At 55.0% G+C, this 23,701-nt stretch carries 18 protein-coding genes; 14 read left to right on the top strand and 4 right to left on the bottom strand.

Annotation, left to right across the window (positions count from 1 at the left end; genetic code table 11):
• The first annotated feature begins 83 nt into the window (after window positions 1-83).
• From AB8B75_RS21530 to AB8B75_RS21520, 3 genes are all read left to right on the top strand, one after another.
• Window positions 84-761, top strand: coding sequence for an energy-coupling factor ABC transporter permease (locus AB8B75_RS21530; RefSeq protein ID WP_405365186.1), 678 nt, complete (start codon window positions 84-86; stop codon window positions 759-761).
• 64 nt (window positions 762-825) lie between these two features.
• Window positions 826-1,566 (top strand): precorrin-6A synthase (deacetylating), encoded by a 741-nt coding sequence (gene cobF / locus AB8B75_RS21525; RefSeq protein WP_405365185.1) that lies wholly within the window; start codon window positions 826-828, stop codon window positions 1,564-1,566.
• A gap of 177 nt (window positions 1,567-1,743) precedes the next feature.
• Entirely contained in the window at window positions 1,744-3,447 is a 1,704-nt protein-coding gene (locus tag AB8B75_RS21520; protein WP_405365183.1) for a phospholipase D family protein, read from the top strand.
• Window positions 3,448-3,486: 39 nt separating this feature from the next.
• On the opposite strand, the gene AB8B75_RS21515 is transcribed toward AB8B75_RS21520, so the two are convergent.
• The 3 genes from AB8B75_RS21515 to AB8B75_RS21505 form a co-directional block, all read right to left on the bottom strand.
• Complete coding sequence (locus AB8B75_RS21515; RefSeq protein WP_405365181.1) at window positions 3,487-5,757, bottom strand: mechanosensitive ion channel family protein; 2,271 nt, start codon at window positions 5,755-5,757, stop codon at window positions 3,487-3,489.
• Window positions 5,758-5,984: 227 nt separating this feature from the next.
• Window positions 5,985-6,581: a hypothetical protein gene (locus tag AB8B75_RS21510; RefSeq protein ID WP_405365179.1), complete on the bottom strand. Its 597-nt coding sequence runs from the start codon at window positions 6,579-6,581 to the stop codon at window positions 5,985-5,987.
• Complete coding sequence (locus AB8B75_RS21505) at window positions 6,568-8,397, bottom strand: glycerophosphodiester phosphodiesterase (RefSeq protein WP_405365177.1); 1,830 nt, start codon at window positions 8,395-8,397, stop codon at window positions 6,568-6,570. Before AB8B75_RS21505 ends, AB8B75_RS21510 begins: the two co-directional genes overlap by 14 nt.
• 449 nt (window positions 8,398-8,846) lie before the next feature.
• Between AB8B75_RS21505 and AB8B75_RS21500 the strand changes: the two genes are divergently transcribed.
• From AB8B75_RS21500 to AB8B75_RS21485, 4 genes are all read left to right on the top strand, one after another.
• Window positions 8,847-9,908: an extracellular solute-binding protein gene (locus tag AB8B75_RS21500; protein WP_405365176.1), complete on the top strand. Its 1,062-nt coding sequence runs from the start codon at window positions 8,847-8,849 to the stop codon at window positions 9,906-9,908.
• A gap of 69 nt (window positions 9,909-9,977) precedes the next feature.
• On the top strand, window positions 9,978-11,081 hold the full coding sequence (locus tag AB8B75_RS21495) for an ABC transporter ATP-binding protein (protein ID WP_405365174.1): 1,104 nt from the start codon (window positions 9,978-9,980) through the stop codon (window positions 11,079-11,081).
• Between the two features lies 1 nt (window position 11,082).
• Window positions 11,083-11,946, top strand: a complete 864-nt coding sequence (locus AB8B75_RS21490; RefSeq protein WP_405365172.1) for an ABC transporter permease — start codon at window positions 11,083-11,085, stop codon at window positions 11,944-11,946.
• A 1-nt stretch (window position 11,947) separates the two neighbouring features.
• Window positions 11,948-12,793 (top strand): ABC transporter permease, encoded by an 846-nt coding sequence (locus tag AB8B75_RS21485; RefSeq protein ID WP_405365171.1) that lies wholly within the window; start codon window positions 11,948-11,950, stop codon window positions 12,791-12,793.
• A gap of 13 nt (window positions 12,794-12,806) precedes the next feature.
• Here AB8B75_RS21485 and AB8B75_RS21480 read toward each other — a convergent pair whose 3' ends face one another.
• Window positions 12,807-13,574, bottom strand: coding sequence for a sulfite exporter TauE/SafE family protein (locus tag AB8B75_RS21480; protein WP_405365169.1), 768 nt, complete (start codon window positions 13,572-13,574; stop codon window positions 12,807-12,809).
• A 317-nt stretch (window positions 13,575-13,891) separates the two neighbouring features.
• Between AB8B75_RS21480 and AB8B75_RS21475 the strand changes: the two genes are divergently transcribed.
• From AB8B75_RS21475 to AB8B75_RS21445, 7 genes are all read left to right on the top strand, one after another.
• On the top strand, window positions 13,892-15,421 hold the full coding sequence (locus tag AB8B75_RS21475; RefSeq protein WP_405365167.1) for an acyl--CoA ligase: 1,530 nt from the start codon (window positions 13,892-13,894) through the stop codon (window positions 15,419-15,421).
• Window position 15,422: 1 nt separating this feature from the next.
• Window positions 15,423-16,406 (top strand): 2-dehydropantoate 2-reductase, encoded by a 984-nt coding sequence (locus tag AB8B75_RS21470; RefSeq protein ID WP_405365165.1) that lies wholly within the window; start codon window positions 15,423-15,425, stop codon window positions 16,404-16,406.
• 105 nt (window positions 16,407-16,511) lie between these two features.
• Entirely contained in the window at window positions 16,512-17,186 is a 675-nt protein-coding gene (locus AB8B75_RS21465; protein WP_405365163.1) for an ABC transporter ATP-binding protein, read from the top strand.
• Window positions 17,183-19,567: an FtsX-like permease family protein gene (locus AB8B75_RS21460; protein ID WP_405365161.1), complete on the top strand. Its 2,385-nt coding sequence runs from the start codon at window positions 17,183-17,185 to the stop codon at window positions 19,565-19,567. Before AB8B75_RS21465 ends, AB8B75_RS21460 begins: the two co-directional genes overlap by 4 nt.
• The gene (locus AB8B75_RS21455) at window positions 19,557-20,606 is read left to right on the top strand and encodes a lipocalin-like domain-containing protein (protein WP_405365159.1); all 1,050 of its coding nucleotides are present in this window, start codon (window positions 19,557-19,559) and stop codon (window positions 20,604-20,606) included. The genes AB8B75_RS21460 and AB8B75_RS21455 overlap by 11 nt, the downstream gene beginning before the upstream one ends.
• Window positions 20,607-22,010: 1,404 nt before the next feature.
• Window positions 22,011-23,090 carry a chemotaxis-specific protein-glutamate methyltransferase CheB gene (cheB, locus tag AB8B75_RS21450; protein ID WP_405365157.1) on the top strand — a complete coding sequence of 360 codons (1,080 nt, stop codon included), beginning with the start codon at window positions 22,011-22,013 and terminating at the stop codon, window positions 23,088-23,090.
• A gap of 4 nt (window positions 23,091-23,094) precedes the next feature.
• The gene (locus tag AB8B75_RS21445) at window positions 23,095-23,613 is read left to right on the top strand and encodes a chemotaxis protein CheD (protein ID WP_405365155.1); all 519 of its coding nucleotides are present in this window, start codon (window positions 23,095-23,097) and stop codon (window positions 23,611-23,613) included.
• Window positions 23,614-23,701 lie beyond the last annotated feature (88 nt).

Here is a 23,701-nt window from a genome sequence, read left to right as displayed (position 1 = left end):
TCAGGAGACCTGCCGTAAGCTAGCACAACCCGTGATACTGCGGACCAAATCCTGCCGGAGGGGCAGCACAGAAAGGAAATAGAATGCATATCGAACCAGGTGTGGTTGACGGAGCAAAAATGGTTTTTGCCTACGCGACGGCAGCAGGGGCGGCGACATATACCGCCAAGCTCGCATTGAACGACCTCAAGGGGCGCAGCATCGGGTCTTTTGCCCTGCGCACGGTTTTTGCCGCCATTGGCACATTCGTGTTTTTCGAGGTGCTACCGCATTTTGCCGTCGGCATTTCCGAAGTCCACTTCATTTTGGGCACGACACTCTTTCTGCTGATGGGCGCAGCGCCTGCCGCCCTTGGCCTAGCCCTTGGTTTGTTGATCCAAGGCGCATTCTTCGCGCCAAGCGACTTGCCAATGTTCTTTGTAAACGTAACGACCTTGCTGGTGCCGCTTTTTGCGATCACGGCCTTGGCGCATCGGTTCATTCCAGAAGACAAGGCATATGTCGATCTGGCCTATGCGGATGTGTTCAAACTGTCTGCGATGTATCAAGGCGGCGTGGTCGCTTGGGTCGCCTTCTGGGCGTTTTACGGTCAAGGTGTAGGCGCAGAGACGTTCCAGTCGGTATTGACCTTCGGTGCGGCCTATATGTTGGTCGTGTTGATTGAACCCATCGCGGATCTTACCGTGCTTGCCGCTGCCAAAACGCTGCGGTCCGGAAAGCTGAAAAACCTGTTTGCCCAGCGCCTTTTCAACGCCGCTTGAGCAATAGGGAAATTGAGGTCCTGGATCCTTTAAAGGGATCCGGGATTTTTTGTGAGGTGTCGCCGTGATCGATACTCTTTGGCTGGTGGGCATTGGCACCGGATCACCGGCTCACGTGACGGTGCAAGGCATGGCAGCGATCCGAGACGCAGAGGTGATCCTGGTGCCGCACAAGGGCGCCGGGAAAGACGATCTAGCGGATTTGCGGCACGGGATCATAGCCGCGAGCGGCTCCAAGGCCAAGGTCATCGGTTTTGACTATCCAAGACGTGACCCCAATTTGCCCTATCGGAAAAGGGTAGCGCTTTGGCACGATGAAATCGCAAAGCGTTGGCAAGAGGCGCTCTCGCAGGTTTCCGACAAGGGTTCCGCAGCGCTCTTGGTTTGGGGAGACCCGTCACTTTATGACAGCACCCTTCGGATCGCCCAACACCTTAAACCCTTACCGAGCATTCGTGTCGTGCCCGGTATAACGGCCATCCAGGCACTGACAGCGGCCCATGCAATTCCACTGAATGCTGTGAACGGTCCTGTGCTGATCACAACAGGGCGGCAGTTGCGCGATAATGGCTGGCCAGACGGCGCGGAGCGGGTCGTCGTGATGCTTGATGGCGAGGCCAGTTTTCAGGATCTGGTCCAACAGGGCCTGTACATCTGGTGGGGGGCTTTCTTGGGCATGCCCGAAGAGATCGTGGACCAGGGGCCCGTCGCAGAGGTTGCAACGCGCATTATCGAAAAACGAGCCAATGCGCGTGCCCGGCATGGATGGATCATGGATACCTATTTGTTGAGCACCGGCATGTGAAATGAACAGGGTTATTTTAACAACGGCGCATGGTCGGAACCATCAAAACGGTCTGCGACGGACAAGTGAATTGCTGCTCTCCCCTGCGCACCCGCACCCATCATCCACAAGGGATCAAGTAATTGATTTTCGACGCGTTCCGAGCTTGAGTGGGTTGAAGGGAAACAAACGGAGTAAATGATGCGGCTTCTCAATGCCAATGATCCTTCGCAGAAGCGCTGCGTCGAAAGCAATTCGTACGAGGCAAGTTTGGATGAAGATCGGCATTTGTCGGCGCATTGTCGTGAAGCAAGCGCGCGGCGCAGAGCGATGGGCTTTGAACCATTTCGCGTCAAAACCACAATTATGAAACTGCGGTGGATTCTGTTGGTCGCGATCTTCGGAGTGTTGACCGGCGCCTGCGCCCCTATTCCAAGGGACTATGATCGTACACCAAGTCAGGCTCTGACGGGCAATGACACCACATATCTGGCTCGAGGACTAAGTGAATGGGGAGATCCGAGCGATGGACGCTCCGGGTTCTATTTGCTGCCGGACGGCCCGGAAGCACTTGCGGCGCGCCTTGGGTTAATGCAACGGGCCGAGCGTTCTATTGATGCGCAATACTACCTTGTACATGACGATGTAGCGGGACATTCGTTTGCCTGGGGGCTTTTGCAGGCAGCCGATCGCGGTGTACGGGTGCGACTGCTGATCGATGACATGGATACATCCGGATACGATGCGATGACCGCGTCACTGAATGATCATCCCAATGTGGAAATCAGGCTATTTAACCCGTTCTGGCGGGAACGCGGCAAAGCTTTGAATGCTGTTTTGGATTTCAATCGCATCAATCGCCGCATGCACAATAAATCCATGACCTTTGACAACACAGTTACCATTGTCGGCGGGCGCAATATCGGCGCGGAGTACTTTGCTGCCAATGAACGCAGCAATTACGATGATCTTGATGTCCTCGGGGCAGGGCCCGTTGCCAAAGACGTTTCCGCGCAATTTGATCGCTATTGGAACAGCCCCTACGCAGTGCCGGCAGAAGTGGTCGTTCGGTCCCGCGACGATGTCCTAACGCCAGATGTTGCGCGTTCAATTCTCGCCGATCTGGTGGAGAAAGCCAGCAAAACCGAATATGGGGAGGCGCTCAATCACGAATTCAATCAAACACTGCGCAACGGAACATTGAAACTGACCTGGGCGCCGTACAGGGTCTTGTCAGATCCTCCGGAAAAAATATCCGGCGACACGCAAGGGCAACCGATCATTCGTGATATGATGCAACCTTACATGCGTGCTGCTGAAACAAGCCTTTACGTGGCCTCTGCCTACTTCGTTCCCCGCGCGCAGGGCGAACGCGCTCTCGCGGATCTGGAGGCGCGAGGTGTTGAAGTTACTATTCTGACAAACTCGGTCGATTCCAATGATGTGCTTCCCGTTTACGGTCACTACGCAAAGTCGAGAAAAGCGCTGCTGAATTCGGGGGTCGACTTGTGGGAACTGCGCCCGGATCGAACGCGTCCGGACCGGGAACGTTTGAAACTCGGTTTGTCGCAATCGGGATTGCACACCAAAGCCTTTGTCATCGATCGCAGACGCTTGTTCGTCGGTTCCGTGAATTGGGATCCCAGGTCTATCAATATCAATACCGAAATTGGGATAATGATCGAAAACGCGGGCATGGCAACGTGGACGGTCGATTCCTTTGAACGGAATCTCCCCATAGCAGCCTACGCACTATCCCTGGATGACGAGGGTGAGATCAACTGGCTTAGCACAGAAGAGACAGGTCGACGCGTGCTTTATCGCTCGGAGCCCGTGTCGTCGGGATGGCGCATGTTCATGGCGCGTTTATTGGGAGTGCTGCCCATTGGCAAACAGCTCTGACAAGGTGCCGCGCAGAAAGGTATCTGCGCGGCCATTATTCTATTTCTTGGCCGCAGCTTCCTGATCCGAGATGTGCTGATCCACAGCGCTTGCAGCAGCCGCCTGAATGCCCGCTTTTTCGGAGTCGTCCAGGTTTTCCAAGTCGTCCATGCCAGGAATATCAACGCGCACTTCGCGCCGTGCAAATTCGATACCATTGGCTTTGAACTCGTTGCGCACACGGTTGTAGATTTCCTTGCGGATCGTGAACTGCGTACCCGGTTTGGCCATGAATTTACCGCGCATGACGATCCCTACGTCATCGAACTGAAACACACCCTGGCTTTTGAACGGCTCCAGAAAATCATCCTTGAACAGAGGATCTTCCAACATCTCGGCTCCGATCTTCTTGAATATCTTCTTGACCCGATTGGGATCAGTATCAAAGGGCACGGTGAACATCAGTTTCATGATCACCCAGTCGCGGCTGAAGTTTGTGACCTTCTCGACGCTGCCATAAGGAATTGTATGCACATTCCCGCGGTGGTGACGCAGCTGCATGGAGCGGATCGAGATTTTTTCAACCGCGCCCATTGTGCCACCAACGTCCACATATTCGCCAACCCGGAAGGCGTCATCAACCAGAAAGAAGATACCCGAAACAATATCCGTCACCAGTTTCTGTGCACCAAAACCGATGGCCAAGCCCAAGATACCAGCACCTGCCAGAAGCGGTGTGATGTCGATGCCCAAGCTGCCCACAGCGAGCAGACCGAAGATCGTGGCAATCGCGGCTTGTGCAGCCATCAGGACAAGCGGCAACACCGTCGCCAGGCGAGACCCGCCAGCACCACCACCTTCGCCCGCTGCTTGATCCGATGTTACCTCGGCACTGGTTTCGCGCGTCAGACGGCGGTTGACCCAAAGAGAGATCATTTCATAAATCACATAACCGACAGCCGCGATGATGATGAATTCGATGATATTGCCTGCAATGGCCGAGCCACCTTCCGTGGCGCTTACGTTTGAGAGGTTGATGTCCCAGGCACCTGCAATGATCAAGGCAATTGAGCCCAGAGCAACAACGCGGCCAATGCGGATCAGACTGCGTTTGTTGGCTTTGTGGGCCTGCTCAGCGACCGGTCCAGTGCCGATCATTGGGGGTTGCAAGTGGCGTACGAGACCCCGGATCGCTGTATCGACCAATGGCGTCAGCAATAACCAGAACATTGTCTTGAGGTGCGGTGCCGTGGTGAGCAATGCAAAGTATCCGTAGCCTGCCACGATGTTTGCGACTACCCAGGTAAGCGCGGAGGATACAATCGCGAAGATTGGATAGGCATAAGCCAATTGTGCGTCAAAGACCGTGCGTTCCGGGTCTGTGCCGAGCATCATCTTGGTCAGCCCTTCTTTGCCATACCACGCTATAGCGATGATGTAGACGTGAAACGCCAGGGTGAACCAAGCGCCGATGCGGGTCTCTGACAGCGGAACGCCAAAACGAACATTGAAAGCAATCAAAAAGAAACCAACGCCCATCAACAGCGACAGATAGAAGAAATGCCGGTAAAAGAATGCGGCCCATTGGTCATCGACACTGACCAGGCGGAATTTAGGTTGCTTCGGCGCGAGGGCAAACCGCAAGAGTGCTGCGGCGACGCGCGGGATCAGGATAACATTTCTCACCGCCGGGGCGACGACAGCGATCTGCTCTGGTGTCAAAAGAAGTTGCCCCACAATCCTTGTGACGACGTAGAATACGATAAGACCCAGGATTTCGCGCCAGAGCCTACGCCCCAAAAACCCTAGCGTACTGCCAAGAGAGCTGGTGTCTGGGTCAACGGCGTCTTTGGCACGGCGTTGAAAGATGGCCAGAACGCCGCGTTCTGCGGCATATCCCGCCGCAAGTGCAACGGCAGTCAGTCCAAGCAGCATCATGACACCAGCGGCCCCAAACGTGCCCGCAAAATTTGAAATCGCTTCAACCTGTTTGGCAAAAAGATTCGGCACAAGCCGGATAACTTCAAGCAATGGCGTGTAGAATGCTTCCCAAGTCGCGCTCAAACGCTCAGAAAACGTCGGTTTTGCATCGCTGATCTCTGCCTCGGCCTCAGCAACTGCATCCAAGCGCTCCAGCAACATCTGTCGCACTTGGTCATCGGACATCGTGGCGACCATTTCACGGACCGCGGTAGGACTATCGAATTCAGCGGGTGCTTCGGCTTCTTCCGCGCTTGAACCGGCGGACGGCAGGGCAACTTGAGCCTGCGCTGCGGTGACGACGAAAAACGCGGTCAATAAAATAAAAATGAATTCAAGACCGTGTCTCATATCAATGTCCTCGCAAAGTGCTTTTAATTCTTTGAAATCGCAAAAAGAGCGTTTCCTAAAGTTCTGTGTTGCGGTGTTATCATGACCCAATGCGCGAGTTTTCTTGATTTTTCCAAGTTGGTTTTCGCGCATTAGGCATTTTTGTCCCGTGCGGAGGATTAAAGGCTTTTCAAAAATACACAAGCATAGGCTGTGGAAAAAATTGGGCATTGAGGCCTTTGCTACGCCTATTCCGTGCCTTGCTTGTCGTTTTCGCCACCGTTCCATGCGCGATGGAGCACTGAACAATTCGGAAAACCATATCCCCAACGCCATGGTAACCCGGAACACGGTACCCCTCCCAGGCGCACCGCGAAATACATGCCTTGAGCAATTCCGCCATAGAAGAAGTCAAGAGTGTCTTCGCTGATCCCATAGGCAATTACCAATGTTTCACGATCACGCGCGCCCTGCGCCAAGACGCAGCTGCGCAGATCTTCATCTGCTTTGAGGCGCGCCTTAAAACTCTGGGTGGCTTCTTTCTTGCCGCCAGCATTGTGATAGGCGCGATCATGCGTCACGCAACACTCTTGCCAAGGCGGGACCTCCCCTTGGCTTTCCGCCCACTGGGGAAACTGCGCCGCCGTCACAGCCCAAACGTCTGACATCCCACCGCTGCAGCCATCCGTTGTAAAAGGCGCTAATTCTGCATCAGCACTGTGAGTGACAAAAGTTCGGTGCGCTGGCATTTCTGTCATTTCGCTCAGATTTTGCGTGGTTTGCGCATAGAGCATTCCCGGAACGGCTATCAAGGCGACCGCACACAATGGCTTAGGGGCTATCATCTCGATACTCCTCGGCTTGTTGTGTCAGGCCGAAACGTTCTGCCACTAGCACTGCCAAGCGTTCAGGCGTGGTCAAATCCGCCCGCATCTGCATGACTTGGCGCGCCAAGGCGGGTTCATCGGTAATGATGCCGTCCACGCCCAACGACATCATCGCCGACATCTCAAAAGGGTCGTTTACCGTCCAGACAAAGAGTTTCTTGCCCTGTCTGCGGGTGCTCCGTACAAGACGAGGCCCAGCCATTGCCGTACTCACGGCGATAAAATCGGCATCCAGTCGCGATAGGTCCCCAATGGCGGTGGCCGCCAATACGCCAGCGGTCCAATCGGGGCGTCTTTCTTTCATTTTTTGAACCGCTGGATATTTGAGCGACATGGTCGCCACTTGGTCGGCAAGGCCAGCCTTTTCAACCACGGCGATCGTGCGATCTTCCAGCATCTGATCATGGCCATAGTATTTCAATTCAATGAGCAGCTTGGCTTTGTCGCGGGTTACCTCCAGTACATCTGCCAGGGTCGGCGTGCGTTCTTCCGCGTAGGCCGGGTCAAACCAGCTGCCGATGTCGATCTCGTCAAGCTCCGCGCGCGTTGCGTCCCAAATTTTGAGATCAACGCCAGCGATCTTCATGAAATCGCTATCGTGCATGACAACCACGTCGCCTTCTGCGGTCTCCTGAACGTCAATCTCGACCCAATCTGCTCCATCCTCCACGGCCTTGCGCACCGAAGCGAGGGTGTTTTCCGGCCGCTGCCCGGCGGCGCCACGATGTGCAATGATTTCTACTGTGGGATTTGTCTGCACCCGGCTGATCAGAAAGCCGCTCAAAACCAAACCGAACGCGATCAGAACCGCGGCACCCAACAAAAGACGACGCGACGACATCAGAGGTTTGCTATCCGACAATTCTGTCATGGTGACATGAGCCACACCTTCATGACAATCGAGCAACAGGCGAGCCAATGTGCCGAGGGCAACCGCCCCCAACACCAAACTGCACAAACTCCAAAGGGCGCCCAGACACAGAACCATCGTGAGTTTACCTCGGAACGTGGGCACAAGACTGGCCACTCCATCGCTGATCATCCAACCAAAAAACACCGCAATGCAGAGCGCGATCAGCATCCGAATGAAGAACCAGAACCCCAGTTTTTTCAAAAGAGACAATCGTTTGCCGCGCATGATTTCGCTGCTTTTTGCAAAGGATTTACGCGGAGCGACACCGTCAAAAAGCACACAATGCAACGACACTGCCCAGAGCATGAGACGGTTCACAAGTATCAGCGCCATCACACTCAGCAGAACACCAATGGCGGCAGCACCGATCAGAAATTCACGCGGTCGTGTGGAAAGATAGTAGTTGATGTCATATTGACCGAACGCGTTCTGGGCGATCAAAAGACACAAAACCGCGAAAGGCGCTACGATCACGAGCACACGCAGGACAAGGAACACTGCGTAGCGGACCAGAGCCGACAGTCTTCTACCCAGAATGCTCAAGGTTGATCTGATGGCAGCCAATGTCGAAAGATCGGGGCTGCGAAGGTCTACCGTCATTGCTGCCAATCCAAAGACGGACCCAATCAACAAGACCGCCGCAATAGCAAGAAAGACCGGAAGCCCGAGCGGTGACACAAAAAAATGTGCGATGGCCTGATCTGTCAGCGCCGATTGTCCAGAAAACGAAATCGCGAAACTGACCATTACCGTGGTCATTGGCAAAATGATCGCCATGCTGATCAGCCGCACAGCAATATAGATGGGCACCACCAAACCACGCCGCGCCCAAGTGGTCAGATAGGCTTGTATGACGGGCATGGTATGACTTTCTGTGTGACGCTTTGGAGGCCACCCTAACCAGTAGTAGAAGGCGCGTCATGGGGTTTTTGAGCAAAAATTTCAGTTGGTCGGTCCACTGTGGCCAAACCTAAGGTGAAACACGACTTTTATTCCATAATTACTTGTTATTAAGTTATTTTACGAAATAGATTGTAAGAAATTATACATGAAATCGCGCGGTGGAATGATCTGTAATCCAACAAACTAACCTATTCCATTACTGCAAATAATGAATTCTGTTGTTTGCCTTTTGCGTTCGGCCTTATGTTTGTCACGGGAACGACAAACGGGTGAGATACCACGAGCCATCGGCAGGGATGCTTGCGCTCGACGCGGGCTGAGCTTACCAAAGGCGCTGAAAACGGCCGGGGTGATCCATCGGAGCGCCGTCAACGATAAAAACGATTTCGTACAATAAGGAGAAGACCATGAAAACGACACTGATGTTATCCACCGCCACGTTGATGACGTTGTCATCTGTTGCGGTAAATGCGGATACGTTGCGGCTTTTGACATGGGGCGGCTATGCACCTGAGGAAGTCGTCGCCATGTTCGAAGCTGAAACGGGCCACACGGTCGAAGTGACGAAATCCAACAACGAAGAAATGATTGCCAAACTGCGCGCCACCAACGGCGGCGGTTTTGATCTCGCCCAACCCAGCCAAGACCGGATTGCCGGTGCGCAGGCCGAATTCGGCATCTACAAACCGATCGACATGTCGAAAGTCGACAGCAGTCTGTTCATCCCCTCGATGATGCAGGCCACTCAAATCTACACGACTTTTGAGAACGAGGTTTACGGTGTTCCGCACGTGTGGGGCACAAGCGGTCTGGTGGTAAATACGGCCGAGGCAGCTGGAGTGAAGGATTATACAGACCTGTGTGGCAGCGACGTAGCCGGTAAAGTGTCTTACCGGCTGAAACGCCCGACTTTGATTGGCTTTGCCTTTTCAATGGGGCTCGACCCATTTGCAGCCTATGCGGATGAGGAAGCCTACAAGGACGTACTCGCACAGGTCGAGGCAAAACTGATCGAATGCAAATCTAACGTCAAAACTTACTGGGATGGCGGCGATGAGATTAAAAATCTGCTGCGTTCTGGTGAAGTCACAGCTTCCATGGCATGGGATACGGGCGGGTGGCAGCTCAACGATGATAATGCAGACATTACCTTTGTGGCACCCACAGCAGGTGCACTTGGGTGGATCGACACTTTTGCCATTCCATCGCGCGGTCGTGCAGATGACGCCGCCTATGCTTGGATCAATTTCGTGATGCGTCCCGATATCGCAGCCATGATCACCAATACGGCAGGTAACTTTACCGCGTCGCAAGGCGGAGACTCAGGTGTTGATGAAGCATTAAAAGCGAAGTATCAGGCGAGCTTTACCGCAGAAGCCATTGATAATATTAAATGGTACCCTGCCATACCTGCTGGCCTGGAAGCGCTTGAAGGAGCCACGCTGGACCGGATCAACGCGGCTCAGTAGAACGTCTGACCAAACATTCCTGGAGCCCGGATTGCGCGCTCCAGGGATTCTTCGAAAGCCTGATTTCCGATGTCTGACACATGCGACCTCGAGTGCCGCGCGCTCTCCAAAAGTTATGACGATTTTCTGGCGGTCAAGGATGTGAGCTTCAGCGTGCCCAAAGGCACGTTTTTCTCTATTCTCGGGCCTTCCGGCTGCGGCAAAACCACCCTGCTGCGCATGATTGCGGGGTTTCAGAACCCGACCGGGGGTGATCTCCTGATCAAAGGTAAATCCATGCTAAACGTGCCGCCCAACAAACGCCCCGTCTCGATGGTTTTTCAGCATCTTGCATTATTCCCGATGATGAGCATTGGCGCAAATGTGGGTTTTGGATTGCGGCAACGCGGTGACAATAAGTCGGATATCAAAATTCAAGTAGACCAAGTGTTGGAACGCGTGGGCTTGGGCGGTGTTGCCGACCGACCAGTGGACTCCCTTTCAGGGGGCCAGAAACAAAGGGTTGCGATTGCCCGCTGCATGGTGCTGGAGCCCGATGTGTTGTTGCTGGATGAACCCCTGGGCGCGCTTGATTTGAAGCTGCGCGAGCATATGAAGGTGGAACTAAAAAAGCTGCAGTCTGAATTCGACACCACCTTTGTTTACATCACGCATGACCAGTCCGAAGCGCTGGTGATGAGCGATCAAATTGCGGTCATGAACCAAGGTCGGTTTGAACAAATCGGAACTGCCAAAGATCTTTATTATCAACCAGATACATCTTTTGTGGCGGGATTTGTCGGCGAGGCCAATACCTATTCAGCAAAGGTCACGCATGTGGCCGGAAGCGCATTGCAACTTGTCACCGAGGAAGGTTTGCAACTTCGCGGTGTTGATGCAGGTGACGGGTTGGCGCAGGGAGATACCGCACGGGTTTTCGTGCGGCCCGAAGCGATACGCCTGTCTCGGTCGGATGGTGATACCGCCAATCTGGCCAATACTGGCGTGGGTCATGTGGACAGTGTGCTCTTCAACGGCGCAAATAGTCAGGTGATGCTACGCAACCATGCAGCGGTTGGCGAGTTGAGTGTTGCGCTGCCACAAACGGCTGAGTTTCGCGATCTGACCAAGGGTGATCAAATCCACTTTGGGTGGGAACCGGATCAGACGCGCTGCTACAAACAGGTCGCCTGAGGTGCGGTCCGACACCTCAAAACTGGGTTTTTTTCTGCTGCTGGCGCCTTTGTTGATCTGGCTCGTCACGTTGATCGTCCTGCCCCATGTGGGCATGTTTTTTGTGTCTTTGCGCGAGAAAGTTGGCGTCCGAGAATATGAAACAAGCTTTGCCAACTATGCTGTTTTCTTCAATGAGCCGCTCTATTGGAACACCTTTGCCCGCACAGCTTACATGTCGATTACAGCGACCATCCTGACGTTGCTGATTGGCTTTCCGGTGGCGTATTACATCGCCAAGCTGACCCGAGGCCGGACAAAAACCACTTTGTTCCTGATGTGCCTCATCCCGTTTTGGGTCAGCGAGTTGGTTCGGACCTTTGGTTGGATGATTTTGTTGCGCGAAACGGGAGTGCTGTCGTCTTTTCTGCAGTATTTGGGTGTCGTCAGCGGCCCAGTGGAATTTTTGTACAACGATGCCGCAATCATGACCGGACTTGTCTATACCTCCATGCTGTTCATGGTCGTGCCACTGGTGACAACGCTCGATAGCCTCGACGATAGCTTGATTGAGGCCGGGTATGATCTGGGCGGCAGCAGTTTCTCGATCCTGCGGGAAATTGTCATCCCCCACGCCATGCCGGGAATCGTCTCGGGGTGCATTGTTGTCTTCATGCTGGCTTTGGGCAACTATCTCACGCCTATCCTGTTGGGCGGCAAGGACAGCCTGTGGTTCACAGGACTGATTTATAACCAGTTCATTACGCGGTTTAACTGGGAACTGGGCTCTGCATTCGGATTTCTGCTGCTCGGTCTGTCTTCGCTGATCGTGTTTCTGGCGCTCAAACTTTCCGGCCAATCGCTGGGCAAGACGATGGGGCGTTGAGATGATCACCACCATACCGCAATCCGCACCATTCCGCTGGTCCTACCGCGCGTATGTCACGCTGTTTTTCGTCTATCTTGCATTGCCTCTGGTGACGGTTTGCGTCTTTGCGTTTAACGACAGCGTTTTCCCGTCGTTGCCCTGGGACGGATTTACCTGGGATTGGTTCTTCGGCACCGAGGCGCCGCGCATCGGTGTCTTTCATGAGCGGCCCATCCTGCGATCCATCGTGACATCCGGCGTGGTGGCATTCTGGGTCGCGGGCCTGTCCGTGCTGGTGGGTACCTGCAATGCCTTTCTCTTTGTGCGCCATGATTTTGCGGGCAAAAACTTCCTTTACATCCTGATGCTGCTGCCGCTGATCATTCCCGGCATCATCCTGGGCATCTCGATCCTTGTGTTCTCCAGCAGCATCGCCAACGTCCTCGAAGAAGCGACGGGCCTTTGGTTTGACCGTTTGAGACCGGGGTTGGTTTTGGTGGTTCTCGGTCAATTTTCTTTCATCACCACATTTGCAACATTGGTGATTTCCGCTCGCTTGCAGAAATTCGACACCAGCCTGGAAGAGGCAGCGCTCAATCTGGGGGCCACAAAATGGGGGGCCATCCGGCAAGTGACGCTACCGTTTCTGTTTCCGGCGATGCTGGCGGCGGCGGTGGTGGCTGTTTTGATGAGCTTTGAAAATTTCAACACCACCCTGATGCTGGTCGGCTCCGACGCGCCTTTGACGGTGACGATGTTCGACCGCCTCAAGCTGGGGTCCACGCCCGTTTTGAACGCGGTTTCGTTGCTCTTGATCGTTGTTTCCGCAATTCTGGGATTGCTGTCTTTGGTGTTGAAGAAATGAAGTTACGTAAAAATCACTGGACCGGCGTCGCATACCAAAGGCTGATGGCACCGGCATAGATCAATCTCAGCGCCAACAGGGTCAGAATGGTGTTCAGCACAAGCTTGAACCGCGCCTCATTGATGCGAAACAGGATGTGGCGCCCCGCAATTGTCCCCAGAAAGCCGGAAAGGATCAGCAATGTAATCAGCCCGGCCCATTTAGAAAAGGCAAAACCGAGCAGTCCAAATGCGACGGTTTTCAACAGATGCTGGATGGTCATGAAGACCGCGTGGGTGGCGACATGTTGAACACGAGTCAATCCAAGTGTTTTGATGTAGGCGGCCACGAAGGGCCCGGTGCCCCCGACAAACATGGTCAGAAAACTGGAAAACCAACCGGTGATTGCGGAGGAGCGTCGCATCAGGGCAGGGGGTTTGAATGCCAGTGTCCACAGGATGAACAGGCCAAGGCCAATCTGTAACATACCGGCGTCCAGCTGCACGACGAAAGCCCCGCCCAATGTGACACCGATCGCTGACCCCAATAGAAACGGCCACATGACCTTGGTGTAGAGGTCCTTGCGGAACAGGAAAGACCGACCGGCGTTTGAGCCCACTTGCACAAGACCGTGGACCGGCACGATGGCCGCCGGAGGTAGGAGCGTCGCCAGTACCGCCAGCATGACCGCGCCACCGCCGATGCCAAATCCTGCAGTTATCAGGGAGCCCAGAAAGCTCGCGACGACCAAGACAAATGCAATGGGCCAACCCAGACCAGCGTGCAAAAGGTCAGCCGTCACAGGGCTTCGCCATTTTGATGTTTCGATGTTTTCATGGCGTCGGTGGAACCCTGAGTATTATGTGCCGATTGTTTCTATGTGTCGTTTCAATACCTGTCGGGACCAAACGTGCAAGCATTCTTGAAAGGCACAGCTTCGGACAACTAATGACACGATGCGGTAAACGCGACAGTATCCGGCTCAGAACCTTACTCAGCAAAATCAAAATGGCCGTCGAGGACAGTCGAACGTGGCACTCACCGGAGGACGTGCTAAATGTGTCGCAGCGATCGATAACGCTGTGCCAACACGGCGGCAACAAAGGACAGGGACTTCCCATGCGAACCACGGTTAAATCGTTGATTTCAGACCACTCCGCCGACACGCCAGTATTTGGCGCACCCGACCGGCCTTGGATGACCTATGGTGGCCTGCGTGATCTGTCGCAGGATGTGGCGAATGCCCTGAACGCCATGGGCATTGGAAAAGGCGACCGAGTGGCGATTGTCTTGCCCAATGGTCCGGAAATGGCTGCGGCTTTTGTCACCGTGTCACAGGCGGCCACCACAGCACCGTTCAACCCGGCGTATCGTGAGGAGGAATATGAATTCTACCTCTCGGACCTCAAAGTAAAAGCACTGCTGATCACCGCGGATTACGAGGGGGCTGCACTCGCTGCGGCGACCAAGGCAAACATAGCGATCATCCGTTTGCATGTTCCAGAAGGCGCGCCTGCAGGTCACTTTACCTTGCACTCGGACGCGCAGGGCGATGCGGGGCTAGACCCTGTGGGGCCAGATGATGTTGCCTTGATCCTGCATACCTCTGGCACCACGTCCCGTCCCAAAATCGTGCCGCTTTTACAATCAAACGTTGCGGCATCGGCCGAGCATGTCAGCGTCTCCTTGGAATTGTCTGCGACGGATCGCTGTATGAATGTGATGCCCCTTTTCCACATTCACGGGTTGATCGCCGCCGTGAGCGCATCTTTGGCTGCGGGTGCTTCTGTCTGGTGTGCGCCTGGCTTTGACGCCTTGCGGTTTTTTGGGTGGATGCGCGATGCAAAGCCAACCTGGTATACGGCGGTACCCACAATGCACCAGGCCATCCTGACCCGTGCAAAACGCAACGCGGACGTGATTGCAGAGACCAAACTGCGGTTTTTGCGGTCTTCTTCTGCATCGCTACCGGCACAGGTTATGCTTGCCTTGCAAGAAACCTTTGGAGCCCCTGTGATCGAAGGCTACGGCATGACAGAGGCGGCCCACCAGATGGCGTCGAACCCATTGGGCGACGGCGCGCAGAAACCGGGCTCGGTCGGGGTCGCAGCGGGGCCGATGGTGCGCATTGCACATGAGATTGAAAACCATCTGATGGAAGGCACCGGCGAGGTGGTAATCTCCGGCCCAAACGTGACACCAGGCTACGAATCAAACCCTGACGCCAATGAAAAGAGTTTTTTCATGGACGCAGGCAAACGTTGGTTCCGCACCGGAGATCAGGGCGCATTCGATGAGGATGGCTATTTGGTGCTGACCGGGCGGCTGAAGGAAATCATCAACCGCGGCGGAGAAAAGATCAGCCCGCTAGAGGTCGATGGCGTGTTGCTGGACCACCCGGCGGTCGGACAGGTTGTCACCTTTGCCGTGCCGCATCCCAAGTTGGGCGAAGAGGTCGCTGCAGCCGTTGTGCTGAGCGAAGGGGCCGAGGCCAGTGAAAAAGACATTCGTAGTTTCGCTGCCTCGCGCATGGCCGATTTCAAAGTGCCGCGCAAAGTGATCATCATGGACGAGATCCCCAAAGGAGCGACGGGCAAGATGCAGCGGATCGGGCTGGCGGAAAAACTCGGTCTGGTGGAGCAAGCCTGACATGAAGATCTGTATTTTCGGAGCGGGTGCCATCGGCGGTTTCATGGGCGTGAAACTGGCGCAGGCCGGGGCGGATGTCAGTCTGGTGGCGCGAGGCCCGCACTTGGCAGCGATGAAAGACAGGGGCCTGACGCTTATCGAAGAGGGTGGGGTGGTGACTAATGTCCCAGTCACAGCCAGCGATAATCCTTCGGATTTGGGTCCACAGGATTACGTAATTGTCACGCTAAAGGCGCATTCCGTGCCGCCGGTTGTGCCGCGCATGGCGCCACTTTTTGGGGATCACACCACCGTTGTCAGCGGCGTGAACGGCGTACCGTGGTGGTACTTTCACAAAAGTGGTGGCGATTTGGAAGGCACCCGGTTGCACAGTGTCGACCCCGGCGACGCGCAGTGGAACGGGTTCGGACCGGATCGCGTTCTGGGCTGTGTGGTCTATCCGGCAGCTGAGGTGTCGGAACCCGGTACAATCCGTCACATTGAAGGCAACCGCTTTTCCCTGGGCGAGCCCAATGGCGAAAAATCAGACCGCGCCGTGGCGCTATCCAAAGCGTTGATGGCGGCGGGTTTGAAAGCGCCCGTCAGGCCCCGTCTGCGCGAAGAGATCTGGGTCAAGCTTTGGGGCAACCTCTCGTTCAATCCAATTTCTGCTCTGACTCACGCAACACTGGATGTGCTCTGTACGGATGTCGAAACACGTGCGGTCGCCCGTGGCATGATGGTGGAGGCGCAGGAAATTGCCGAGAAACTCGGTGTCAAATTCCCCATCGATGTTGAGCGTCGGATTGATGGCGGAGCAGCAGTCGGCGCGCACCGCACGTCCATGTTACAGGATCTGGACGCCGGACGGCCCATGGAAATTGATGCGTTGGTGGGCTCTGTACAAGAGCTGGGCCGGATCACGAAAACGGCGACGCCAACGATCGATACCGTGCTGGCGCTTGTCAAATTGCGCGGACGTTCCGCCGGGCTTTATGGCGGCTGATATCTAATCCGGCAGTGAACAACGGTGCGACAGGTCGGCACAGGCGATCATGCGCACTGCCCGTGCCTCGCCCCGTCGGGTACAACCCGAGCGTCAGGATAGAAAATGCTTTTGAAAATCTCCAATTTGGCGAAACGCTATGATACCGGCACGGATCACGTGTCGGTCTTGCGTGACGTGTCTTTCGAGATGGCCAAAAGTGAGACGCTTGCCCTCGAAGGTGAATCCGGCAGCGGCAAAAGCACTCTGTTGCACCTGGTGGCGGGTCTCGATGGCGTCAGTAGCGGCAGCATAGTGGTGGCCAGTGCCGAGATCACACAGTTTTCGGATCGCCAGTCAGCGGAGTTGCGACGTAAGACGGTCGGTTTGATCTTTCAGCAATTCAACCTGATCCCGAGCCTGACCGTACAAAGTAACATCGCTTTTCATGCGCGTGTTGCCGAACAGTACGATGCCGAATGGGCGGAATATTTGGCCGAGAAAATTGGTCTGAGGGATCACTTGGCGAAATATCCCGAAGCCTTGTCGGGGGGGCAGCAACAACGTGTCGCTATCGCGCGGTCCCTTGCGGCACGTCCAAAGCTGCTCTTGGCGGATGAGCCGACGGGTAATCTGGATGAAACCACGGCAGATGCGGTGTTGGGTCTGATGTTGGAGAGTGCTGCTGAAACCGGTACCGCCTTGCTCATGGTCACGCATTCACCCCGACTGGCTGCCCGCATGCAACGTCGCCTGACACTATCGCAAGGGGCAGTAACCGAGGGCAGCACCGCCTCATGACGCGGCTTGTCATCACCACCTTGCTGTCCCACTGGCGCGCAAATCCCTGGCAGATGGTGACACTTATTGCCGGGCTGGCGCTGGCAACAGCGCTTTGGTCCGGGGTGCAAGCCATCAACGCCGAAGCCCGCGCGAGCTACGACACAGCAACAGATGTTGTCGCCAGTGCGGGCCTTCAACAGGTGCGGCGCGTTGATGGTGCCCCAATCACCACCGCAGAATATGTGGCTTTGCGCCGGCTTGGCTGGCAAGTGAGCCCTGTTACCGAGGGCGAGATCCGCGCAAATGGACGCATTCTGCGCTTGGTTGGTTTGGAACCGATGACGTTGCCGCAATCCGTTCAGGAACAAGGCGGTGCCTTCGGTGCAACCTTCACTCAGGAAACGCCTGCTTTTGACAGCAACACGGTCGTATTGCATCCCAACGACGCCGCGTTTTTCGAGGGCGTGTCCGTCACTCTGCGTATTGATGAAACGCAACAAGAGGGCAGCGCTTTTGCTGACATTTCAACGGTTCAAAACCTGTTGGCAAAGCCGGATCAGATTACACGACTGATTGTGGCGCCTCAGCAACCCCTTGGGCTGCCGCCCCTTCCGGATGCCTACCAAGTCTCGCAGAGCGCACCGCAGAACGATTTGGCGCGGTTGACGGAGAGCTTCCACCTTAATCTTACAGCCTTTGGGCTATTGTCCTTCGCCGTAGGCATTTTCATTGTCTATGGCGCGGTTGGACTGGCCTTCGAGCAGCGTCGCGCGGTCTTTCGCACGCTGCGCGCACTGGGGGTGCCTCTGCACCGTCTGATGGCATTGCTGGCGGTGGAATTGGGTGGTTTTGCCCTGATTGCCGGTGCGGTTGGCGTGGCACTGGGATACCTCATCGCAGCTGCACTTTTGCCAGATGTCGCAGCCACTCTGCGAGGGCTTTACGGCGCAGAGATTACCGGGCAGCTGCAATTGCGGCCGTCATGGTGGTTATCAGGGCTGGGCATGGCCTTTGGGGGAACAGCACTGGCCGCTGTGGCAGCTTTGGTCAAACTTGCCAGATTACCGCTGTTGTCTTTCAACCACCCACGCGCCATGAGCATGCATGCAGCAGGCGCAGCGCGCTTGCTGGCAATGGGATCGGTTGCGCTCTTTGCCATCGGCTTGGCGGCCAATCTGTGGGCAGAGGGGCTTTTTGCCGGTTTCACACTTCTGGCCTGCTTGCTGCTTGGAGCCGCCTTTTTGCTCCCCTTGCTGCTGAGCGCTGTTTTGCAAGTTGCAAGCCGCACACAGTCCGGCGTCTTGGTGGAATGGTTCTGGGCCGACAGTCGACAGCAACTGCCCGGGCTCTCCATGGCTTTGATGGCCCTGTTGCTCGCGATGGCCGCCAACATCGGGGTCTCGACCATGGTATCGAGCTTTCGATTGACCTTCACCGGCTATCTGGATCAACGGCTGGCCTCCGAGCTCTACATCAATGCCACAACTCCCGAACAGGCGGCAAAAATCACATCCTTTCTCGCGGCAAAACAGATTACCGTGTTGCCCATCATTTCGCAGGAAACGCGCATCGGCGGTCTGCCCGCAGAGATTTTTGGCATACGCGATCACGCAACCTATCGCGAAAACTGGCCCATACTGGAGGCCTTGCCAGAGGTTTGGGACCGGTTGGCCGCCCGCGAAGGCGTTTTGATCAACGAACAACTGGCGCGACGCAATGATCTGCGACCTGGACACGCCTTGCCGGAGGGCGATCTGATCCTCGGTATCTACAGCGACTATGGCAACTCTGCCGGGCAAGTCGTGCTTTCCGAGCATACCTTTGCCGAGCGCTATCCCGACAAAAAGGCGGTGCGCTTTGGGGTACGGACCGAAACGCCCGATCTATTGGCTGAACAGCTCCGCAAAAACTTTGATCTGCCGGATGACGCCTTGATCAATCAAGAAGACCTCAAGGCCTTTTCGCTTGCTGTCTTTGAACGTACTTTTTCCGTGACCACCGCACTCAACCTGTTGACGCTGTCTGTTGCGGGTCTGGCGATCCTGATCAGCCTGCTGACGCTTGCAAACCTGCGCTTGCCACAACTGGCACCGGTTTGGGCATTGGGTTTGACGCGGCGACATCTGGCGGCGTTGGAACTGGCGCGCGCCGTATGCCTTGCGAGTGTAACAGGGCTCATGGCCATCCCCTTAGGGTTGGCATTGGCATGGGTTCTGCTTGCAGTCGTGAATGTAGAAGCTTTTGGCTGGAGATTGCCCATGTTTCTTTTTCCCTTGGACTATCTGAAACTCGGCATTCTCACCTTGCTGGCCGCACTTCTGGCCGCCCTGTGGCCCGCCATCCAACTGGCGCGCACGCCTCCGGACAAACTGCTGCGGGTGTTTAGCAATGAACGGTAAGTCTTTGATAGCGATGGCATTGATCTGGCTGGCGTCGACGACGCTTGCTTTGCCTCAGAGCTTTGCCGGGTTGGGCGATGACGTAGAGGGTTTCGACCTACCGGTGCGCGGTAACGAACTTGTTTTCCCCTCTGACCATGGTCCGCATCCGACATATCGGATCGAATGGTGGTATCTGACCGCCAACTTGCAGGATGCAGCAGGCACCGATTATGGCCTGCAATGGACCTTGTTTCGCAGCGCTCTGGCACCGGAAGAGCGCCCAGGGTGGGAAAGCCCACAACTCTGGTTGGCGCATGCCGCGGTCACGACACCAACCGCGCATTACGTTGCAGAGCGGCGCGCTCGCGGCGGTATTGGTCAAGCCGGTGTGGTGGCCGACCCATTCACTGCCTGGATTGACGATTGGGAAATGACGGGCGCGGACATGCAGCAGATGTCGCTGCGCGCAACGGGGTCTGATTTTGCCTATAGCATGACCCTCGATGCGCAAGGGCCGCTAATTTTTCACGGCGACAAAGGCTATTCGCAAAAATCGGCCTCGGGCCGCGCAAGCTATTATTATTCACAGCCGTTTTTTAAAATCTCAGGCACTTTGACGCTGCCCGAGGGTCGGGTGGAGGTCAGCGGCCAGGCGTGGTTGGACCGGGAATGGGCGTCACAACCGTTGGGCGCGTCACAGGTGAGCTGGGATTGGTTTTCCATGGCATTTGACAACGGCGCACGTCTTATGGGATTCACACTGCGCGATATGGCAGGTGATGATTACACCGCCGCAACATGGGTTGAGCCCGATGGATCGACCATCGCCTTTCCGGATGGATCATTCTCCGCTGAACCGCTGGTTCAAAGCAGTGTTTCGGGGCGTTCGCTTCCGACAAGTTGGCAGGCTTACTTGCCAGAAAAGGGTGTGGATGTGACCATCGAAGCGCTGAACCCACAGGCTTGGATGGCGACGTCGATCCCCTACTGGGAAGGTCCGGTGCGCATTTCTGGCAGCCATAAGGGGCGCGGCTACCTGGAAATGACCGGATACTGAGATCCATCATGAGGTGCGACATGATGCGGGAAAGCCCTAGGATGCTCTTCTGCCCGTAGCGTCCGCTCTAATCTTGAAAGCACCAATCCAAGCAACCACGCTTGACCGACTTTAGATCCATGTAGAAACGTATTTTCATCGAAAGTGCGGCAACCGACTGGCCAAAGTGAATTTTTACAAAAGGCAACACTCCGATCTCATTTCTGACGGCGCGTGCGGCTCGGTCTGTTTCTAAGATTGGCGGTTATAATGTATATCGTTTGTCCAGCAAATTGGCTTCATGGAATCATGGGGCGGTCTGCATCACCTTGGGCAATTATTGCTATTCCATGGAACAAAGCTTCACTCATGCCGCCACGTTCAATGATGTGGGCACCACAAAAAATACGCGCATGGATCTAAAGTCAACGAACAACAGGTCGCCGTTTTTGCGATGGCATAGTGATTTTGACATGAACACATCGCGGCCTTCGTGCTGCCTTGGAAAACCCAAGGTACAATGCGCGAAAATCTGTGGCTCATAGCAGCCGAACTGGGTTTGGGCGTGGTGACCTGCGCAAAGAACAAGGCGGTTCAGTTCCCAGCCGGTTGCAAGCAACTCCAGTGTTCGAAAAGCTGTATACGCCTGCTGGTCGGCTGCGTCTACTTAGTCGATCTACACCATGTAAAACGGCATGATCGCCACGTGTCGCACTTGCGACACCACAGACAAATGGCAGCTTCAGTTGCGTTCTCTAGAAAGGCTTTCCTCATTTTTAAAGACGGATCCAGGTTCCGGCTCAACCGCTGCCGCACCTTGGACGCGCCCTGCACGCACAAATGTGGGGTGTCCAGCGCAGCCTACAAACAGATTCCGTTTTGATGGCTTTAAGATTTTGGCAAATCATCTGATTGGCAAAGTAGGGCGGGGATTGTCATATGCGATGGTAGGGTGGGATGGTGGTCGCCTGGACATGGTCGCATCTGCTTTGAGCAGTGCGCAATCCCCGTTCAACACCGCGTTGGCTTGTTGACGCTCGCGAAAAGTTTTTGGCGAAGCGACCAACTTTTTTCAAGCGTTACGCTTCAAACAAGCCGAAATGGAACTGAAATTGCGGGCCGCTCGTGTTTTTCTAAGCGACACCAAGTGGAAACCGGACCAACAGCATTCGATGCTTAGAGGTTTTGTACGCGATATTTTCGAGGAGATTTACAGCAGAACATGCGACCCAAAAAAACACTTTCAAAGCTGAAAAATTGTGCGGAGTTAAGTCTCGCTTCATAACTTCTTGCCATACCGTTGGGGAAGAATTCAAGCCCGGCGCATTTCCGTTTCAGGGCTCCTTGGAACAGGAATCACTCGTGACAGCGACCTTTTTGAATAACGCACAAGTTGGCGCAAAAACGTCAAAGAGAGTACTCATTGTGGACGATTCGCGCGTGATGCGCGCATGGCTACGCGCGGTTTTTTCGTCTGATGACCGGTTGGAAGTCGTGGGTGAAGCCTGTGATGCAATCGAGGCAAGGGACTTTCTGAAAGCCAATCCAGCCGACGTGTTGACGCTCGACATCGAAATGCCTGGCATGAGTGGGTTGGACTTTCTGACACGTCTCATGCGCGCCCGTCCAATGCCCGTTGTCATGATGTCCAGTCTGACCGCAGCTGGCAGCGATGCGGCCATTCAAGCGCTGTCACGTGGTGCAATCGATTGCATGGTCAAACCGTCCAAGGCTTATGGCGAAGAGCTGACAAACGACATTTGCGAAAGAGTCTATCACGCAGCTTGCACCCGTCCATCTCAGTTTAATACACGGATCCACGCGAGTTCATCTGATCCTACTGCCTCTGTGTCGCAAACGGCTCCTCCGGCAGCACCATTCAATAACGCCGAGCCCTGCCATTTGGGGCCGATCATTTTGTTGGGCGCATCAACAGGTGGGGTAACCGCATTGGAAACAGTGATACCATCGCTGGATCCAAACGGGCCGCCAGTCGTCATCGTTCAACACATGCCGGGCAATTTCCTCGTAAGTTTTTCGGAACGTTTGAACAGACAGTTCAAACAACGGGTGTTTCTTGCAACCGAAGGACGGGCTCTATGTCGGGGTGACGTTGTTCTGGCACCGGGAAACCAACAACACACCGAAGTCGAACGCCGCGGCGGTCATTGGTATTGCCGCTTTGTCCCAAATGATCCGCCAGCGCTGCATTGTCCGGCTGTCGATGTCATGTTTATGTCCGCTGTGGACAACGCCCGACTTGCCACGGTTGGGCTGTTGACAGGTCTCGGTCGCGACGGCGCAGATGGCCTTTTGCAACTATCGCAAGCAGGCGCTTCAACCTTTGGTCAAGATGAAGACACGTGCGTGGTTTACGGAATGCCGCGTGCGGCCAAGGCGATTGGCGCTGTTCAACAAGAACTGCCTTTGGACAAAATTGGACACGCGATGCGTGAAAGCGCGGCTCAAAACCGCCGGGCCACAAAATACAAAGACAGGGTTTAAGCTTATGAGACAGGCGCGCCATCATATCACCCAAGGCGAACAGGCAGTTGGATCTGATCCGGAATTCGTTATCAGCACCCTGTTGGGCTCCTGCGTTTCATGCTGCTTGTGGGATCCTGTATCTGGCGTCGGCGGGATGAACCATATGCTGTTGACCTCAAGTGCCGGAGACAGCGGTGTCAGCAATTTACCTGGCATCAACGCCATGGAGTTGCTCATCAACGAGATTCTCAAAAACGGCGGCAAAAGAGACAGGTTACGTGCAAAAGCATTCGGCGGCGCTCAAATGGTTGCAGGACTGAGCGAAATTGGCAAACAGAACAGCGCGTTTATTCTTCAGTTTCTCGAGCAAGAGGGGATCGTTTGCGAAGGTCATTCGTTGGGTGGAGAAACCGCGCGACACCTTATGTTCTGGCCAGCAACAGGGCGCGTCATGCAAAAGATCCGTGGCGATGCGCCTGTGGAAACAGTCTCTCAAGTAAAAGCACCGGTAGACACAGGAAACGACCTCGAACTTTTTTGAAGCTGGGCCGCGCTGCTGGCAGAGAAGCCCTTTTTTCGCAAGAGGCATGTTGGTAATAGACAAGTCGTGCATTGTGGCGCGGTCTGAG

The sequence above is a fragment of the Roseobacter sp. genome, assembly GCF_045106495.1.
Classification (GTDB): domain Bacteria; phylum Pseudomonadota; class Alphaproteobacteria; order Rhodobacterales; family Rhodobacteraceae; genus Roseobacter.
This window is presented reverse-complemented; position numbering and strand designations above follow the sequence as displayed.

What these genes read in the sequence shown, in the direction of transcription:
- AB8B75_RS21505 (WP_405365177.1), bottom strand. Translation starts at nt 8,397, where the DNA reads ATGCCCGTCATACAAGCCTATCTGACCACTTGGGCGCGGCGTGGTTTG.
- AB8B75_RS21500 (WP_405365176.1), top strand. Translation starts at nt 8,847, where the DNA reads ATGAAAACGACACTGATGTTATCCACCGCCACGTTGATGACGTTGTCA.
- AB8B75_RS21475 (WP_405365167.1), top strand. Translation starts at nt 13,892, where the DNA reads ATGCGAACCACGGTTAAATCGTTGATTTCAGACCACTCCGCCGACACG.
- AB8B75_RS21510 (WP_405365179.1), bottom strand. Translation starts at nt 6,581, where the DNA reads ATGATAGCCCCTAAGCCATTGTGTGCGGTCGCCTTGATAGCCGTTCCG.
- AB8B75_RS21460 (WP_405365161.1), top strand. Translation starts at nt 17,183, where the DNA reads ATGACGCGGCTTGTCATCACCACCTTGCTGTCCCACTGGCGCGCAAAT.
- AB8B75_RS21455 (WP_405365159.1), top strand. Translation starts at nt 19,557, where the DNA reads ATGAACGGTAAGTCTTTGATAGCGATGGCATTGATCTGGCTGGCGTCG.
- AB8B75_RS21520 (WP_405365183.1), top strand. Translation starts at nt 1,744, where the DNA reads ATGATGCGGCTTCTCAATGCCAATGATCCTTCGCAGAAGCGCTGCGTC.
- AB8B75_RS21515 (WP_405365181.1), bottom strand. Translation starts at nt 5,757, where the DNA reads ATGAGACACGGTCTTGAATTCATTTTTATTTTATTGACCGCGTTTTTC.
- AB8B75_RS21495 (WP_405365174.1), top strand. Translation starts at nt 9,978, where the DNA reads ATGTCTGACACATGCGACCTCGAGTGCCGCGCGCTCTCCAAAAGTTAT.
- AB8B75_RS21465 (WP_405365163.1), top strand. Translation starts at nt 16,512, where the DNA reads ATGCTTTTGAAAATCTCCAATTTGGCGAAACGCTATGATACCGGCACG.
- AB8B75_RS21530 (WP_405365186.1), top strand. Translation starts at nt 84, where the DNA reads ATGCATATCGAACCAGGTGTGGTTGACGGAGCAAAAATGGTTTTTGCC.
- AB8B75_RS21445 (WP_405365155.1), top strand. Translation starts at nt 23,095, where the DNA reads ATGAGACAGGCGCGCCATCATATCACCCAAGGCGAACAGGCAGTTGGA.
- AB8B75_RS21485 (WP_405365171.1), top strand. Translation starts at nt 11,948, where the DNA reads ATGATCACCACCATACCGCAATCCGCACCATTCCGCTGGTCCTACCGC.
- AB8B75_RS21470 (WP_405365165.1), top strand. Translation starts at nt 15,423, where the DNA reads ATGAAGATCTGTATTTTCGGAGCGGGTGCCATCGGCGGTTTCATGGGC.